16 protein-coding genes are annotated in these 18,338 nt (G+C 37.4%); 2 read left to right on the top strand and 14 right to left on the bottom strand.

The window, feature by feature from the left end; genetic code table 11:
* Nucleotides 1-13: 13 nt before the first annotated feature.
* The 12 genes from ACFQU5_RS13195 to ACFQU5_RS13140 form a co-directional block, all read right to left on the bottom strand.
* Nucleotides 14-778, bottom strand: coding sequence for a beta-ketoacyl-ACP reductase (locus ACFQU5_RS13195; protein ID WP_390288475.1), 765 nt, complete (start codon nucleotides 776-778; stop codon nucleotides 14-16).
* A 105-nt stretch (nucleotides 779-883) separates the two neighbouring features.
* Nucleotides 884-1,852 carry an MBL fold metallo-hydrolase gene (locus ACFQU5_RS13190; protein ID WP_390288473.1) on the bottom strand — a complete coding sequence of 323 codons (969 nt, stop codon included), beginning with the start codon at nucleotides 1,850-1,852 and terminating at the stop codon, nucleotides 884-886.
* A gap of 100 nt (nucleotides 1,853-1,952) precedes the next feature.
* Nucleotides 1,953-3,575, bottom strand: a complete 1,623-nt coding sequence (locus tag ACFQU5_RS13185; RefSeq protein ID WP_390288471.1) for an ABC transporter substrate-binding protein — start codon at nucleotides 3,573-3,575, stop codon at nucleotides 1,953-1,955.
* A 40-nt stretch (nucleotides 3,576-3,615) separates the two neighbouring features.
* A complete protein-coding gene (locus ACFQU5_RS13180) occupies nucleotides 3,616-4,521 on the bottom strand; it encodes an ABC transporter permease (protein ID WP_390288469.1) in 906 nt (301 codons plus the stop codon).
* 45 nt (nucleotides 4,522-4,566) lie between these two features.
* On the bottom strand, nucleotides 4,567-5,514 hold the full coding sequence (locus ACFQU5_RS13175; RefSeq protein ID WP_390288467.1) for an ABC transporter permease: 948 nt from the start codon (nucleotides 5,512-5,514) through the stop codon (nucleotides 4,567-4,569).
* On the bottom strand, nucleotides 5,507-7,510 hold the full coding sequence (locus tag ACFQU5_RS13170; RefSeq protein WP_390289317.1) for an ABC transporter ATP-binding protein: 2,004 nt from the start codon (nucleotides 7,508-7,510) through the stop codon (nucleotides 5,507-5,509). The genes ACFQU5_RS13175 and ACFQU5_RS13170 overlap by 8 nt, the downstream gene beginning before the upstream one ends.
* Nucleotides 7,511-7,582: 72 nt before the next feature.
* On the bottom strand, nucleotides 7,583-9,133 hold the full coding sequence (locus ACFQU5_RS13165; protein WP_390288465.1) for a class I adenylate-forming enzyme family protein: 1,551 nt from the start codon (nucleotides 9,131-9,133) through the stop codon (nucleotides 7,583-7,585).
* 311 nt (nucleotides 9,134-9,444) lie between these two features.
* Nucleotides 9,445-10,656 (bottom strand): MFS transporter, encoded by a 1,212-nt coding sequence (locus tag ACFQU5_RS13160; RefSeq protein WP_390288463.1) that lies wholly within the window; start codon nucleotides 10,654-10,656, stop codon nucleotides 9,445-9,447.
* 294 nt (nucleotides 10,657-10,950) lie between these two features.
* Entirely contained in the window at nucleotides 10,951-11,349 is a 399-nt protein-coding gene (locus ACFQU5_RS13155) for a Zn-ribbon domain-containing OB-fold protein (RefSeq protein WP_390288461.1), read from the bottom strand.
* Nucleotides 11,350-12,489: an acetyl-CoA acetyltransferase gene (locus tag ACFQU5_RS13150; RefSeq protein WP_390288459.1), complete on the bottom strand. Its 1,140-nt coding sequence runs from the start codon at nucleotides 12,487-12,489 to the stop codon at nucleotides 11,350-11,352.
* Between the two features lie 147 nt (nucleotides 12,490-12,636).
* Entirely contained in the window at nucleotides 12,637-13,803 is a 1,167-nt protein-coding gene (locus ACFQU5_RS13145; protein ID WP_390288457.1) for an acyl-CoA dehydrogenase family protein, read from the bottom strand.
* A gap of 370 nt (nucleotides 13,804-14,173) precedes the next feature.
* On the bottom strand, nucleotides 14,174-14,905 hold the full coding sequence (locus ACFQU5_RS13140; protein ID WP_390288455.1) for an alpha/beta fold hydrolase: 732 nt from the start codon (nucleotides 14,903-14,905) through the stop codon (nucleotides 14,174-14,176).
* Between the two features lie 201 nt (nucleotides 14,906-15,106).
* Here ACFQU5_RS13140 and ACFQU5_RS13135 point away from each other — a divergent pair, with 201 nt between their 5' ends.
* Nucleotides 15,107-16,564 (top strand): M20 family peptidase, encoded by a 1,458-nt coding sequence (locus ACFQU5_RS13135; RefSeq protein ID WP_390288453.1) that lies wholly within the window; start codon nucleotides 15,107-15,109, stop codon nucleotides 16,562-16,564.
* 53 nt (nucleotides 16,565-16,617) lie between these two features.
* Here the strand turns inward: ACFQU5_RS13135 and ACFQU5_RS13130 are convergent, their stop codons facing one another.
* Both ACFQU5_RS13130 and ACFQU5_RS13125 read right to left on the bottom strand, forming a co-directional pair.
* Nucleotides 16,618-16,977: a DinB family protein gene (locus ACFQU5_RS13130; protein WP_390288451.1), complete on the bottom strand. Its 360-nt coding sequence runs from the start codon at nucleotides 16,975-16,977 to the stop codon at nucleotides 16,618-16,620.
* A 263-nt stretch (nucleotides 16,978-17,240) separates the two neighbouring features.
* A complete protein-coding gene (locus ACFQU5_RS13125) occupies nucleotides 17,241-17,753 on the bottom strand; it encodes a hypothetical protein (protein WP_390288449.1) in 513 nt (170 codons plus the stop codon).
* Between the two features lie 170 nt (nucleotides 17,754-17,923).
* On the opposite strand from ACFQU5_RS13125, the gene ACFQU5_RS13120 reads away from it, so the two are divergent.
* Nucleotides 17,924-18,064 (top strand): hypothetical protein, encoded by a 141-nt coding sequence (locus ACFQU5_RS13120; protein ID WP_390288447.1) that lies wholly within the window; start codon nucleotides 17,924-17,926, stop codon nucleotides 18,062-18,064.
* The last annotated feature ends 274 nt before the right edge of the window (nucleotides 18,065-18,338 follow it).

Below are 18,338 nucleotides of genomic sequence, written 5' to 3'. Positions count from 1 at the left end.
TCTCTCCTTTCTATTAATTTGTAGGTCCGCCCGCTACATAAATTACTTGACCGTTTACGAAAGAAGAATTTTCATCTGCAAAGAAGGCAACTGCATTGGCAATATCACTAGGTTTACCAACTCTGCCAACCGGGATTCTACTTGCCCCAGCTTTTAAGAAATCTTCAAAAGGTACGCCCATTCGTTGTGCAGTTGCTTTTGTCATATCTGTCTCAATGAATCCTGGTGCGACTGAGTTTGACGTAATTCCAAACTTCCCAAGCTCTCTAGCCAGCGTTTTTGTTAAACCTTGCAGACCAGCTTTTACAGTAGAGTAATTAGCTTGGCCAGGGTTCCCGAGTGCAGAAGTTGAAGAAATATTGATTATTCTTCCATACTTTTGCTGAACCATATATTTCTGTGCTGTGCGTGTTGTATTAAAGGCTCCTTTTAAATGAACGTCAATTACTTGATCCCAATCACTGTCCGTCATTTTAAACAGTAAATTATCTCGAATGATTCCCGCGTTGTTTACTAAAATATCAATTGAACCGAACTCTTTAACTACCTGCTCCATGGCAGCTTCTACTTCATCAGCTTTTACCACATTTGCTTGGATAGCTAAAATATTAATTCCTTTTTCCTTAAATTCCGCTTGAACTTCTTGCAAAGCTTCTTCATTTATATCAATAATGGCTATCTTAGCCCCATCTTCTGCGAAAGTCTCCGCAATTCCTTTGCCGATACCACGGCTGCCACCTGTAATAAATGCCACTCTATTTTCAAATCTTCCTGTCAAATCAAATTCCTCCTAAATTTATACTAAAATTATGTCCTAACATTCTATTAGCAGTTTTATAGAATTATTCAGATAAGCGTAATATTTCTTATAGTCCATAGCTTTTCATCGTTCATTTACTAAACGATATTGATAGACCCCGTTTTGTTTTTCAGCAATCACAATATTTCGCTCTTGTAATAAGTCCAGGACACTGACGATTTCAAACACGAATGTGATAACAGCCTTTTCGTATCTACCTCGATACATATCTTGAATGATTTCAAAACCTGTTGCCTCGCCTCCTGCTTTTTTCAAAGTGTTGATTACACGTTGTGTACGGTTTTCAATATTTCTTATATGTCCATCAATCGCTTCATTTAGATTGTCAATGACAGGGCCGTGACCTGAATAAGTTAGTCTGACAGGTAGTTTTCTGCATTTTTCTAAATTATTTAGGTATTGCAGTAAAGGTTTTGGTCGCTCAGTCCCTTGTATAGGTGCGTCTAAAAAAATCCCGCCATGGACCCCTTTAATGATGTTATCTCCACAAATAAACAGTTGTTCATCTGCATTATAAAGGGAGATATGATCTTGTGAATGACCTGGGGTTTCAATAACTTGAAACCCAGGTAAACCTGGTACGTAATCTCCTTCTTTGAGCACTCCATCCACCTTGGCAACCTCAAAGTAACCACGATGACCTTTACGATAGGCCCACTGTGTTGCCATTTCCCTTGTTAATCCGAATTCAATGAATAACTTCTCAAAAAATTCTGCGCTCCATTCTAAGTAGTTTTCATCTTTTAAAATCATTTCAGTATCTTTGTGGGCATAGATGGAAAGTGAGGGGTTCTTCTCCAAGATCCAATCAACCATACCCGTATGATCATTATGATGATGTGTTAATACAATTTGCTCGATATCAGAAATGCTAATACCTAAACGATGAAGGCCACTGTTTAACTCTTTCCAGCCCTGTTCATTTTTTAACCCGGCATCAATCAGTGTTAATTTCTCTCCAAACACAACATATGAATATACTGGACCAATGGGAAAGTTGGTTGTTAGCTCCAATCTTTCAACTTTATGCAAAGTACTCAATCCCTTTTTTATAAGAATGTGTTCTCACATACCTTTCGGAAAACTATTTATTTAAGGAACTTAAATGCTTTCAAACTAGTAGCTAAAATGATTATTTATCTAACCAAACATCCTTCAAATATCCGTATCCATATGAAGCATGTGGATAAGAATCTTTTATATAAGCGTGTCTAGGTGTTTTTGTATAATAAGTAGAAAGTGGTACAGGGTTAACTAGATTTTCTAAAACATATCTTTGAATTTCATATACATATTCTTTTCTCTCTTCCACGTCTAAAATAAGTCTTTGTTCATCAAGCATTTTGTCTAATTCCGGATCACTAATGTTGTACCAATTCCGTGATCCGTTTGTGTGCAGCTGCGTACGAAGCCACTCATCAGGCTCCTGGAAATAAGTTTGATATCCAACGCCCATGTCATAATCCACGTTTGGCCATCTTTCAGAGAAGTAAGTTGCATATTCAACGATTTCCATTTCAACATTAATGCCGATATTTCTTAAATCTTCCGCTACCCACTGAGCGACACGTACTAATTGTTCTCCGTATCCATTTGTTACAATCATCGTCGTATCAAATCCGTTTGGATAACCAGCTTCTGCCAGCAGCTTTTTGGCTTCCTCAGGGTTATATGGTAGTAGTGCTTCCCTTTCTTCCAAAGACAATGCCCAATCACCTAAAGATGGATTGACAGGTCCACTCGTTTCACCGCCTCCATAAATGGCCTCTACCATTGATTGACGGTCTACTGCCATACTAATCGCTTTTCGAACTTTTATATCATTAAAAGGTTCTCTTTCCATATTCATATATAACTGTTCCTGAGTTGCAAACAATGCTTCAAAAATTTCTACATCAGAATTTGTTTTTTGAAGTTGAGTTAGTTGCTCCGGTGATAAGGCACCGATAGAATCTGCTTGACCGGTTCTAAAAGCAGCAATACGGGAACCTTGGTCTGGAACAACTTTATAAATCACTTCATCTAAATATGGCTTTCCTTCTTCATAGTATTTTGGATTTTTTGTATATGTTGCCTGCACATTATCTTCCCACTCTTCTAATACAAAGGGGCCCGTTCCTATTGCATCAGTGGCTAAATCCACTTCACCATCCACTGCTTCTTTTGGTAAAATCCACATAAAATGATTCGCCATAAAGTTTAAGAATGGAGCGAATGGTTGCTTTAATGTAAAGACAACCGTTTGTGGATCTTCAGCTACGACACTTTCCACTTCCGAGAGCATAGCTGCTTGATGCCCTGGTAGATTAATAATTCTTTCCATTGTCGCTACTACATCCTCTGATGTAACCTGTCTACCATTTACCGGTTCTTTATCATGCCAGTACGCCTCACGCAGATAGAATTTATATACTTTTCCGTCTTCGGAAATTTCCCAACGCTCTGCAAGATCCGGCACTACATTATAATCTGTATAGTCAACACCTGGCCCAGTTTCATAGGAAACTAGCTTGTTATAAACTAAACCTGCCATCATATGCGTGTAAATTGAAGACTGTTTATGTGGATCGAGCATATCCGGATCAGCAGCAGATAGAATTGTATATGATCCACCACTCTTAGGTTCTGAAGATTCTGTTCCTGGACTCTCTGTTGTCGTTTCATTTTTTGTTGTGTCAGAGGAGCATGCACTGATTACTAGCAGCAGCAATCCCAAAATCAAGAGGCTTACAATTGATTTCAACTTTTTATCCATAACCATTTCCTCCTATGAAATAGCAATCTCTTTTTAAACTCTAAGACATCTTTGGATCAAGGAAATCACGAAGTGCATCCCCAAATAAGTTAAAAGCCAAAACCAATATACTTAAAGCTAATCCTGGGAAAAGAACGAGCCACGGAGCACTTTCCATATACATGCTCGCATCACTAAGCATCAACCCCCATGAGGGATTCGGTGGCGGTGTTCCAATTCCAAGAAAACTAAGTGATGCCTCTGCAATGATGGTCTGACCAAATGCAAGACTTGCCATAACAATAATGGGAGCCATCATATTTGGTAAACCATGCTTCATGATAATTCTGAGTGAGCTTGCCCCTACTGAACGGGATGCTTCTACATAATTCGATTCACGGATTCTCAGCATTTCTCCCCGAACAATCCTTGCAAAACGAGGTACTTCTATGATGACAAGTGCGATAATGACATTTTGGATTGCAGGTCCTAATAGTGCTGCGATAAATAAAGCTAGTATTAAAGCCGGTATGGACATAATTGCGTCCATAATTCGTTGAATAATCATGTCAACAATTCCACCAAAGTAACCTGATACCATACCAATCAAAGTTCCTAAAATTATTGAAATAACTACTGTTACAATTCCAACAAGTAACGATATTTGAGAACCATAAACAAGTCGACTGAACACGTCTCGACCTAAGTCATCAGTTCCCATCACATGCTGTGCATTTGGAGCTGCCAGAAAAGCGGCACGATCCTGACTTATAGGGTCATAAGGTGCAATGATTGGAGCAATGATTGCAACCGCCACCACAACAAGGATAATTAAAAGAGACACGAAACCAATTTTTTGAGTGATGATAAAGCGTTTGCAGTCCTGTTTGAGTTTTCTCAAATGCAGATTCTTACCCGCCTTTATCCTCTCATTTGGCAATTCAGAGTCTAATTGAACTTGGGACATGCGAATCACTTCCTTTTCTTGAAACAAGAATATTGAAGAACTATATTATTTAGCTCTAATTCGTGGATCTACCCAGCCATACATAACATCCACAACCAAATTAACTAGTAAAAACATCGCACCAAACACCAATACTGTTGATTGAACAATTGGGTAATCCCTTATTAATACTGATTCAAAAATCAAACTGCCTAGTCCTGGAAGTGCAAAAATCGATTCAAGCACAACTGTTCCACCAAGCAAATAGCCAATTTGTAAACCGATCAAGGTAATAACTGAAACTAAAGAATTTCTAAGCGCATGCCTGAATATAACAATTCCTTCTTTTGCACCCTTCGCGCGAACTGTTCTGATGAATTCAGAATGCAATACTTCAAGTACCGCAGATCTTGTCATACGAACAATACTTGCACTAAGTGTTATAGCTAAACAGATTGCCGGTAAAAACATTTGTTGCAAGTTTACAAAGGGATTATCAACAAAAGATTGATACCCTAATGGAGGAATCCAGTTTAACGCCAATGATAGAACGGTTAGTAATATTAGCCCTAACCAAAAATTTGGAATAGATAAACCGCCTATTGAAATTATTTTTAAGAAGTGATCGATAAAGGAATTCTGTTTAACTGCTGAAATGACACCAATCGGTATTCCAATGATAATGGCTAAAACGATTGACATAACTGCCAATTGAATGGTCACTGGCAATCTTTCCAGTATAATTTGTGATACTTGTTGACCTGACCAAAGCGAATTTCCTAAATCTCCTTGTACAGCTTTCGATACCCAATCAACCAGTTGGCCTAGTACACTCTTATCAAGACCCATTTCCGCCTTCAATGCGTCCATTTGCTCGGCAGTAGCCCCGGAATTAGCCAATTGTAGTGTGACAACATCACCAGGAACTGCTCTCATGACGATAAAAATAAAAGTGGTCATGATGAATAGAACGAATATTCCGAAAATTAAACGTCTAACGATATATTCAATCATGCCTTTGCTCCTCTCCATAGAGATGACATGAAACGGTATGACCTTCAGAAATGGCTTTTAATTCAGGTTTTTGATGTTTGCAGACATCCATTGCAGCCGGACATCGCGTATGGAATTTACAACCACTTGGTGGGTTTGATGGACTTGGTACTTCTCCTCTTAATATAATTCTCTCAGGTTCAATTTCCGGGTTCGGTACTGGTACGGCCGAAATAAGTGCTTTTGCATATGGGTGCAGAGGCTCCTTGAATAAGGTATCAGAATCAGTCACTTCAACAATTTCACCCAGATACATAACCGCAATTCTATCGGAAATATATTTGACCACATTCAAATCATGCGAGATGAACAAATAGGATAATCCCATTTTAAGTTGAAGATCTTTCAAGAGGTTCAAAATTTGTGCTTGAACAGAAACATCTAAAGCAGATACTGCCTCATCACAAATCAAGAGATCTGGTTCAGTTGCAAGAGCTCTGGCAATACCAATTCTTTGTCGTTGCCCCCCAGAGAATTGATGCGGAAATTTATGCATATCATTTTTAGATAATCCTACAATTTCAAGCAACTCTGCTACCCGTTGTATTTTAGTAGATCCTTTTGCTAAATTGTGAACTTCTAGAGGTTCACCAATAATATCCAAAATTGTCATTCTTGGATTTAACGAGCTATAAGGATCTTGAAAAACAAATTGAATACGTTTTCTTATCCCTTTTTTATCTTTTCGATTTGCACTTGAAAATTGTTTCCCGTCAAAGCTGACTTCTCCATTCGTTGAATCAATCAGTCCTGTTATTAAGCGTCCGACTGTTGACTTCCCACAACCCGATTCTCCAACAAGACCAAGAACTTCGCCTTTATGAATATTGAGTGATACCCCATCAACTGCCTTCACGTGACCTACTGTTCTTGACAGAATTCCTTTTGTTATTGGAAAATATTTTTGCAAGTTATTTACATCTAACAGCAATTGTTTACTGACAAGATGTTCATTCACTTCAAAGTCAGACTCTTGCTCTTCTATTAAAGCAGGGATATCCCTCTTTTCCTGAAGATTTGGATCGGCCATCCAGCACTTACTAACCCGATTGACAGCTACCTCAAAAAGTGGGGGCTCCTCACTTTTACATTTTTCTGTAGCAAGAGGACACCTAGGGTGAAAACGGCAGCCGGATGGTATTTCTTTTAAACTTGGCACATTCCCTTTTATTGTTTGTAGCCTGCGGTTTTTATCAGTATCTATTTTGGGGATACTTTTCATTAATGCTTCAGTATAGGGATGTTGTGGTTTATGAAATAACTCCTTAACATAAGACTGTTCAACAACCTGGCCGGCATAGACAACAACCACTTTGTCCGCCATTTCAGCTACAACTCCCAAATCATGCGTAACAAGAATAATTGCTGTTCCAAATTGTGATTGCAAGTCTTTCAGTAATTGCATAATCTGCGCCTGAACCGTTACATCAAGAGCTGTTGTCGGCTCATCTGCTATTATTAAGTTTGGCCTGCAAGCCAGAGCGATCGCAATCATTACCCTTTGTCTCTGACCTCCGGATAGTTGATGAGGATACGCGTCAATTCTGCTTTCCGGGTCCGGCAGTCCAACTAATTTTAATAATTCAAGCGCACGCTCTCGTAGTTCACTTTTGCTTAGGTCTTCATGAATTTTTATCGTCTCGATAATCTGATCCCCAATGGTATAAACAGGGTCCAAGCATGTCATGGGATCCTGAAAAATCATCGCAATTTCGTTACCTCGAATTTTTCGAATTTCTTCATTACTTAAGTCTTTCAAATTTAGATCATTGAATAAAATTTTACCTGAAGTTACTTCACCATTACTATCTAGTAATCTTAAAATGGAAAGTGCCGAAACACTTTTACCAGATCCTGATTCTCCAACGATAGCAACCGTTTCACCTTTTGATATACTAAAAGAAACACCATCAACAGCCTCTAAATTTCCCGTCCTCGTTTTAAAAACCGTTTTCATTTCTTCCACTTGCAAAAGTGTGGTAGAGTTTTGGGCCAATCAAATTCCTCCTTTCAAGTTTATGACATACCATTAATTGTCTAGAGAAAGTGCGGCAAATTGTTCTCGCAACTTCGTTTTCAATATTTTCCCTACACCATTTCTAGGAAGTTCATCAATAAACTCAATATGACGCGGCGTTTTATATTTTGCTAAATTCTTTTGGCAGTATTCTATTATTTCTTGTTCGCTTACAATTGCGTCCGTCTTCTTCACAATACAAGCAAGAATTTCTTCACCCATTCGTTCAGAGGGAACCCCTATTACGGCAGCCTCCAGAACTGCCTCATGTTTGACCAGCAATTCTTCCAAATCCCGAGGGTAAACATTAAAGCCACCTCGAATGATTAAATCTTTTTTACGATCCACTATATATAAATAACCCTCTTCATCTACCTTTGCCATATCACCAGTATGAAGCCATCCATTTACCAAAGTCTTTTTTGTCGCTTCTTCATTTTTATAGTAACCTGGTGTTACATTATCACCTTGGACTAATAATTCTCCTACTTCACCAACTGGTACCTCTTGCCCTTGTTCATCGACAATTTTGATATTTACTCCCGGCATCGGAAGACCTACAGAACCTTCTTTGATTGGCATATTATTACGTTGGGAAGCAACACCCGGAGAAGCTTCAGAAAGTCCATAAGCATCTCGTACTTCTGCTCCAAATCTTTCTCTAAATTTATGGCGTAAACTGATCGCCAAAGCTGCGGAACCCGAACCTACTGTTTCTAGACTCGACAAGTCATATTGTTCGGCATTGGGATGGTACAGCATAGCATGCACCATTGCAGGAACAGCTGCAAAAGATTTCACTTTATGCTTTTCAATTACTTTAAATACTTCTTCTGCATCAAATTTGGAGAAAATAACAACAGAACTGCCAAGCAAGAACATGCCGTTCATAATTCCAAACCCATAGATATGTGCTAGGGGAAGAACACCTATCGTAGTTCCTCTAGTATCCTCTTCATCTCTCAGTGCCAGCCCTGACATAGAATTCGCATATAGATTTTTATGTGTTAGCATAACGCCCTTTGGAGCACCAGTTGTACCGGAAGTATATAAAATAACGGCAACATCCGATTCTTTCATTTGCAACGAATCATTTTCATAGAGTGGCATATTTGACAGTGCCGTATCCCACTCAATCACATCGATTCCTTCTTTTAAGTCGGTTTCATTTGGTTGATCGATACAAATAATTTTTGGTTTAACACTCAAACCATTTGTTGCGCCGATTATTTTCTGCAAGAGTATGGAAGAAGTTATGACCACTTTTGCTTCGGAATTTTTCAAGATAAAGTTAATTTCATTTTCGTGTAAGAGGTACATGACAGGAACAATGATACCTCCTACTCCTAATACTCCTTGGTATGAGAAGATTACTTCTGGACAATTCGGCATGCAAATTAATACCCGTTCCCCTTTTTCTACTCCTAGAGAATGAACTAGACTTGAGACTTTTTTGCAAATGATTTCCGTCTCACAATTCGTATAAGTTTTCTCATTATAGTAAAGAAGGTTATACTCACCAAACTTTTCAATATTTTCACCCAATAATTCAGTTAGTAGCATGTTACCCTCCTGATTTTATTTACTATTTTCATAATAAGGTTAACTATCAAATGCGCCTTGGCGTATTTGCGACTGCAGCAAGTTTTCGTCGCAGTCAAAACATATGCGCCCAGATTTTTATCGATCCTGCTCGATAGACTTCCGCTAAACAATCTGTGGCATCCGCCGGAGGCTTTAACTTCATTCAGCCAAGGGTTATACCCCAGCTGTATGGATTATTTCTGCCCTCATCACACCACATAAAGAAGTGGCAAAATTCTTCTGAATGAAGTTAAAAACGCTTTCATTTTAAGGAGCCAACTATTCGCTAATTATGAGTTACTAGTGTCTTTTTGTTCAGGTATAGCAATTTGAATTTTCTGCTGATAAGTGGTTAAAAATGCTATGCCGATTAGAAGTGCCGTGATAATTGCGGAAGTTATAAATGGAGCTGATGCCAAGAATACAAATACCCATCCCCCCCAAAGAGGACCTAGTATTCTCCCAAGACTATCCATAGAATTTTGGAGTCCCATTGTTATGCCTTGCCCCATCTCGTTACGTTTCGATAACATCGCAATCGTAGTAGGACGTACCAAGGACTGACCAAGACCGGTTAGTATACAGCCTAATATCGCTACCCAAATAAATGGTGCAAAACTGATAAAGCAATATCCAACCGTTGTAATGACTAAACCCATTTTTGTAATAGTTTCTTCATCCCATAATTCGTAGCATTTCTTAAGCAAAAAGAATTGCACGATGACAGAAATGCCTGCTTGTGCACTAAAGGCAAGACTGACAAATGCAGGGGTAGCATCAAAACGTTCAATCATGAAATAACCTAGTAGCCCAAAGAAACTGGAGGCAGCGATCGATAATCCTAAAATAATTGTATAGTGGTTCCAATAACCCGGTTTTGCTATCATTAAAATAGATTTCCAAAAGGAGATCGTTTCCTTTTGTGAAGATGACTCATTCTCATCATCACTGATCATCTTGTCTTGAATGTAAAAGTGCGCAAATGGAATTGTAATCAATGCTAGAGAACCTGCAATAATGAAAGGAACAACTACGCCCAAAGGAGAAAATAACCCCCCTATGGCAGGACCACATAAAAAACCGAGACCATTCACTGCGCCCATTTTAGCTATGGATTCATTTCTAAACTCTTTCTTAGTTTGGTCTGCTACCATCGAAAAAGCAGCAGGGTGAGCACCAGATGAAATTGCTGCACCAATTAGTCTCACTAATAATAATTGCCAATAATTTTGTGCAAAAATTAACATAAGGAAGGCTATGCCAAAACCAAAAACCCCCATTATTAACACTGGTTTTCTTCCTATTTTATCAGCCAAACGACCCCATATTGGTGAAGTAATCATCTGTGCAATAGCCCAGACAATAATTAATGAGGACATCTGGACTGATGAGAGATTTAAATCGTCTGCTAAAAATGGCAATGTAGGAAGTACTATTCCATAACCTGTCATCGTTAAAAACATTATGAATCCTAGTAAAAAGAATGCCTTCCTATCCATCATAATTTTTCATCTTCTTTCACTTTGATAAGTAAAGCACTAGTTGATCGAAATAACTTGCGAAAGCAACTGGCCGACAAAACGCCACATCTTGTGAGGATGTTGCAACTTTCCATCCATATACTTTATTGAGAAGTGCGAAAACAGTATGCTATCAAGACGGTTTCCAGTTGCCTTCGAGGAGCGAATACCTGCAGCAGCTACGCATTTTTCAAAAGCTTATACTTTATCTTTAAAAAAGAACGGAAGATGATTGATTCTTCCGTTTTGTATTTTTCTCAGGATTATTTACCTAAATCAAATTACTTCAAAATATGGAAGAACGAGGTCATCCTCTACCGTTTTAAATACTACTGACACACGATTATCTATTGCAATAAGATCCCTATCACCAAGAATTCTTGTCATCATTCTTACTCCCTCATCAAGTTCAACAATGCCTACGACAAACGGAGTTTCACCTTTGAACGGTCCAAAAGCTTGGTGCACAATTGTAAAACTATATATTTTACCTGTTCCTACCGCTTCTTGCCAGCTTATATCTTCTGAAAAACAATGAGGGCATATAGATCTTGGATAAAAGATAGACTGGTGACAATCTCCACAACACTGAATGAGCAGTTTCTCTTCCTTTAACCCATTCCAATATGGTTTTGATTCTTCATCGATTGCAGATTGAATCAGATCTTTTATCATTTAATCCCTCCCTAAAATTACAGTTGACGTAGAGGAAAGAACTCCTCCTGTACCATGCACTAATGCAATCTTTGCATTATCTATCTGTCGTGCACTACATTCACCTCTTAATTGACGAGCAGCCTCGATTAATAAAAAGATTCCATACATTCCAGGATGGCAATAGGATAACCCTCCGCCATTAGTGTTCATAGGGAATTCTCCCCCTGGGGCTGTTCGCTGACCGCTTACGAATGCACCGCCTTCACCCGGTTTGCAAAAACCTAGCGCTTCAAGAGTCAATAATACCGTTATAGTAAAAGAATCATAGATTTCGGCGACATCTATTTCATCATGGCTAATACCGGCCATTTCGAACGCTCTTTTGCCAGATTCACGAGCACTTGTAACGGTCAAATCAGGCATATTGGTAATCGTGTTGTGGGAATGTGCTTCGCCGTGACCCAATATCCAAACAGGATTTTTTCTTAATTTTGTTGCCACGTTTTTAGAGGCAACAATCACTGCACCACCACCGTCCGATACTAAACAGCAGTCTAATAAATGCAAGGGTTCGGCAATTTTCCGCGAATTCAGGACATCCTCAATCTCTATCGTTTCTTTCATGTAAGCCTTTTCATTCAACACTGCCCATTTCCTAGTTGCTACGGCGATTTCTGCCAATTGTTCTGATGTTGTCCCATATTGATGCATATGTCGCATCGCGGCTAAAGCATATGCTCCGACAGGTGTCGGCAAACCATATGGCAATTCATACTGAGCTGTAAGCGGCGATTTAAATGTCGAATTAGACGGATTTGTTCTGTTTGTGCTTCCATAAGTAATGAGTGCCACTTCGAATAATCCAGCCTTTATCCCCGCTACAGCATGCCCTACATGAGCCTCAAAAGAGGAGCCCCCAATATTAGTTGAATCTGTATACTTTGGTTGGATTCCAAGATATTCAGCCAACATTAGGTTTGGTGCCCATGCCCAATTTCCTGCAGTGAACACAGCATCAATATCGTTTTTTGTTAACCCGGCATCATCCAACGCTAATTTTGCTGCTTGGGCTTGAAGTTGCAACACATTTTTGCCGGGGGTTTTTCCTATATCAGACTCAGCAACACCAACAATGGCCGCAATTCTATCAGATCTCATATTTGCCCCCTTTCTATAGGGTTATATAAATTTTGGCTAACAGTATATTCATTCAAGGGTATAAATCGTAACTAACCGGTTAGTATCAGTACGGCATAATAACTGACTGGGTAGTATGTTAACAAAGCAAGTGATCACGAGGTTATCTTAAAGCAACTCCCCAACTTTTGCATGCCCTTTTATTAGATTGCGTGCAATCGTACGGCGTTGAATTTCGTCAGTACCTTCAAAAATACGATGTAATCTTAGTTCTCTATACCAGCGTTCAATCGGTAACTCTTTTGTATAGCCCATACCACCATGAATTTGTAATACACGATCCACTACCTCGTTTGCCATAATTGCTCCATTTAATTTCGCCATTGATGATTGATGACGTGCGTCCATGCCATTTTCCGCCATCCATGCAGCTCTAAATACAATCCATTTTGCCGCTTCAATTTCAACAGCTGAATCTGCAATCATCCATTGGATTGCTTGACGTTCTGCAATTGGTTTACCGAATGTCACACGAGTTTTTGAATAATCAATCGCGATTTGTAATAATCGTTCTGCTGCTCCGATTGCACCCGCCGGAATCATGTAGCGTCCTTGACCAATCCATTGCATACCCAGGTTAAACCCTTGACCTACTTCACCTAAGATATTTTCTTCTGGAACACGTACGTTATCAAATACTAGAGTTGCTGGTCCCCACTCACCCATTGTATAGATATATTCTGATTTCCAACCCATTTCTCGGTCTACAAGGAAGCAAGTAACTCCACCATTAGCACCTTTTTCTTTATCTGTTACGGCGAAAACCATCGCAAAATCCGCTTCATTTCCGTTTGTAATGAAAACCTTTTCCCCATTTAAAACCCAATGATCTCCATCTTTTACAGCTGGCATTTGTATTCCCCTTGCATCAGATCCTGCACCAGGTTCAGTTAAAGCAAAGCAGGACCGTCTTTCTCCATTGATAGTTGGAATTAAATACTTCTGTTTCTGTTCTTCATTACATAAATAGAGAATATTGTCAGCTGAACCTCCAAAGTTAAATGGAACAAAAGTTCTTCCTAGTTCCATTGCGATTAATACTGACATAATCGGCCCTAAATCAGCTCCACCATATTCTTCTGGCGTATTAATACCCCAGAAACCTATTTCTTTGGCCTTGTCTCTTAGTTCCTTTACCTTCTCGCGAGAAATACCTGGTCTACCTTCTCTTTCGTTTTTCAATACTTCTTGCTCTAAAGGTTTAAGTTCTTTATTTACAAAGTCTCGAACTGTTTTTTGAATCATTTTTTGTTCATCAGTTAGTGTAAAATCCATTTAAATACATCCCCTTAATAATAAATTTATTTGAGTATAAAATTGTCAAACAATATTCACAATTTCTTAGAATACTCAGTTACAACACGTTATGAATTTTCCAACTCACTTATGCAAAAAAATAAAAGCGTTTTCATTTCTCTATTATTACCTTCTCGACTTTCTGGAAAATAATGTGGTAGTAATTGATTGCGATAGTGAATACTCTCAACAAAGGAGAACGAGAAAAAAGCTTAGTTCCAATATAAGAACTAAGCTTCAGACTGTTGACAAACGCTCGTATGCTGCAATTAATGACATGCGCGAATGAACTTATAAATTACGAAATCAACAAGTGAAATATAATAAATAAGTTCACTTATCAATAACTTTAGGACATGAAATGGTGAATTGCTTTTAGAAAACTTTGTGGATCTTCCAACATTCCAAGATGAGCTGTGTTCGTCGCTATCTTTTGGATATTTGGATTTTTATTTTCAATAGGTTTAACAATTTTATCTTGGGAGCCTTCGATAATTAAAACAGGAATAGTAAGTTGTTCAGTTAAATCTCTCTGATTTGATCGTGATTTCATAGCTTCCAAAGCTAAAATTAACCCTTCTTCAGAAGCTTGGTAAGCTATATTTCGAGCAAAAACAATTGATTCTTTTTTCGCATTATTACTAAAAAATGCATCGATTATTTGATCAACAAATTGTTTGACCCCAATTTCAGGAATCTCGGATTGTTGATTGGTTCGTTTTTCTATTTGTTCTTCTGTATCAGATACATCAGATGAATAAGCTAATATTGCCTTGTTAATTGGAGCTATATTTTTTTCAAGTGCTGCTAAAACAATATAACCTCCTAAAGAATGACCAAGCCAACTTGCATCTGAGACATTCTCATGACGAAGAACTTCTGCTATCTCATTCGCATAATCATAAACGGAATAGCTTTTCTTTTCTATTTGACTTGTACCATGGCCAGGTAAATCAACAGCGATTACATCGTATTCTTCTGTCAAATCCTCCATTACACTAGAAAAAATCTCTTTTGCTCCTAAAAAACCATGCACTAATACAAGTGTTTCCCCTGTCCCTTTTCTTATATAAGATAACATTTCAATTCTCCTCTCCAACTTCTATTTATTATTTTTTCCCTAAATCTAAATCGAGAAAACAAAATAAGCAGCAACTATTTAAAAAATGGTCTTACAGATTTAATCGTTTGAATTGTCTAATTTTTATACTAATCATATATTCTCAACTTTAGCGTAAAATTAATAGTATAGAAATTTAATCTCTTTTGAATGGGGAATTTTGTGAATAAATATAAGAAAACTTTATTAATTGTGACTGCACTTTTAGTCGTATTTGCCGGATATACTCTATCAAAGTCGTTATTTATATCATCAAAACAACCTCCTCCGGCGCCAACTACAGTTGAACTTAATGAAGATGGAGCCGTTCAACGTTTTTCGAAAGCGCTCACTTTTAAAACTGTCTCCTATCAAGACCGTCAAAAATTTGATTTCAATGAGTTCAATCGCTTTATAGCTTTTTTAAGAGATAGTTATCCAAACGTTCACGAAAAACTAGAATTAGAGTTTATTAATGATTACGGGCTTGTGTATAAATGGATGGGGGCAAATCCAAATGAACAACCCATTGGATTTACAAGTCATTATGATGTCGTACCAGTACTTAGTGGCACGGAAAATGAATGGGAGTACGATCCTTTTAGCGGTTCCGTTAAAAATAAAATGATTTGGGGACGGGGTACGCTTGACGACAAAATTGGTGTCATTGGTATATTAGAAGCTGCAGAATACTTACTTAATGAAGGTTTTGCACCAACAAGAGATATCTATTTTATGTTCGGCTTTGATGAAGAAATTGGAGGAGAACTTGGAGCACAAGCAATAGCAGAAACTTTAAAACAACGCGGTATACAGTTTGATTTTATCCTCGATGAGGGTGGTGCCATTGTCGAGAATATGGTACCAGGCGTGGATCAGCCAGTAGGAGTAGTTGGCATTTCTGAGAAAGGTAGTGCAACAGCAACCATTTCCATAAAAGGTAGTGGAGGACATTCCTCACAACCTAAAAATCGAACAAATATCGGAAGAATTGCTAGTGCAATTTCCAAATTAGAAGAAACACAATTTGATGGAAATTTAAGAGGTCCCGGCAATGACTTATTCGAATTTGTTGCTCCAGAGATGAACTTTGGCATGAAGTATGTATTTGCTAATAAATTTCTATTTAAACCTGTTATTGAACACATTTTGCTTCAAAAACCTGCAACGGCAGCACTAATTCGTACAACCATTGCCCCAACCATCTTCCAAGCTGGAGAACAATATAATGCATTGCCAGAAGAAGCCTCTGCAATTGTTAATTTACGTTTAATGCCGGGTGATTCGCTAGCAGATGTAAAGAAATTTATTGTCAACACAATAAATGATGCAGAGATTACAGTCACGGTTACAGGTTCAGAAGCATCTAATGTATCGTCTATAGACGGACCACAATTTAAATCAATTCAACAAGCAGCACGAAATGTCTATAATGAAGCCATTATCGCACCATATTTAATGTTTGCAGGTTCTGATGCAAAACATTATGACATGATATCCGATAATACTTATCGATTCTTGCCAATTGAAATAACCTCAGATGATTTAAACAGAATGCACGGTACAAATGAACATATAAGTATTAAAAATTATCTTAGTGCAATAAAGTTTTATATTGAAATTATTAAAGAAACAAATTAGTAGTTGGCAAGACTAAAAAGGTTGGATATTTTCCAACCTTTTACACTTAAATCTTATGAAGTTCTTACATATTTAAGATAATCTGTTGCAACGCGCTCATACCCCATTTGCCTAATCATCGCTGCTACGTTCCCTCGATGATAGGTTCCATGATTCACCATATGCTGAATCATTTCAGAAATACTATTCCTAAATTGTTCACCTTTTGTATTTTTATAATCTATTTGGCTTTCTATATTCTTATGTAAAAGATAATTGCGTAGGTCTGAATATAGGACAAATGATTCTCTTTCAATATCTTCAATATTCCTTATTGATTTAGCTGTTATGATTTGTATATCATTTGCTTTTTCTTGCATTCGAAGGAACCACGTTTCATCAGCTGCTAAAATATGGCCTATTGTCTTTTGCAATTACAGGAAAAACACTATTTAATTGATGGTTTAATAGGTCATTTGGCAGTTTTTTTAAATGTTGTGTTATTTGTTCATTTGCCCATAGATGATAATCGAATAGATGAAGAAAATAGTCTTTCAAAACCAAATCATTCCCTCCTGCATTCGATTAATACATAAAATTTGTTCACATTATGAAAAATACTATTGTTATGTTGAGTTAATTAATCATCAAAAAAGAAGTGTTGGTGAAGCCCGATCAAGATGTTTTGTCTAATTTTCTAAAACGAATTTGTTGGGAGATAAACACTAATATAAAATTGTACCTTACTGCTAGAAAGTGCTAAAGCTCTTAAAAATAAAGCATTTTGAGCAGTTAATGCTAATTCTGAATGTGCAGGAACAATTTCTTCAACTAGCACTTCTTCATCATCTTCAATACTTATTAACACGTCGTTATCAGACAAATTACGCGCAATTACGGTCATTAGAAGTGCCGCACGCATGGGTGATGCCGGAGCTGCATAAATGAGTGTATAATCTTGATTTTTGGGGGCTTCCTCAACTGTTTCCATTTCTTGAAAAAAAACAGAGGATTCTTCAAATTTCTCTTCATTTTTATTTGATACATTATTATCCTCAATGATTAATTTCTGCTCTTGACCAATAGTTGCGTTTACACAAAAATTTTGACCGATGATAAGCGAATTCCTCTCAAAAATTACTTCACCTTCAATACGATTACTTCCGCGATCATCATTTGTATCTTTATTGGAATTCCAGTCTAAACCCACTGTCAGCCCTCCTTCTATTTACTAGTAAATGCTGGTTCCAGTCAAATGGAAGGGCTAATCACTAAAAAATTTAAAAAAATGTAACAAGATTGATTTTTATTGAAGCATTTTTTAGTAAGTGAATTGCATTCTAAAAAAAGCACAAAATACAAAATGGAGGTGAAGAATCTATGGCTAAAAAATCCAGTACAACATTCAGGAAAATGAAAAAACCAAAAAACCATAATAGTCGCGAAGAAATTTCTCAGGAACAAAATTTTGAAAAAGCTTTAAAGAAGATTGAATACCAGGATAATAAAATTAACGATTAGCTTTTAAACAAAAGGTCTCTTTCATAGAGATCTTTTTTTATTTCGAAATAACATCATTTTTAAAATCATAAATAATATGCCCTCTTATTTAGATGTAAAAACGTATAATGAACACGTTTTCATACCATGATTTTACATTTTTAAGCAGTTGTTGATAAATCGTGAACTTTATGTGAATAACTTTTGAATAGATGGTGAACCTTTTGTGAATTCACCCTTAAAACAAAGATTTTACTATTTCTATGATTAAAATAGAGTTATAGTGATGGAGGAA

Source organism: Ureibacillus sp. GCM10028918, assembly GCF_042666115.1.
Taxonomy (GTDB): domain Bacteria; phylum Bacillota; class Bacilli; order Bacillales_A; family Planococcaceae; genus Ureibacillus.
Note: the sequence above shows the minus strand (reverse complement) of the source record. Positions and strands in the feature narration are given on the sequence as shown.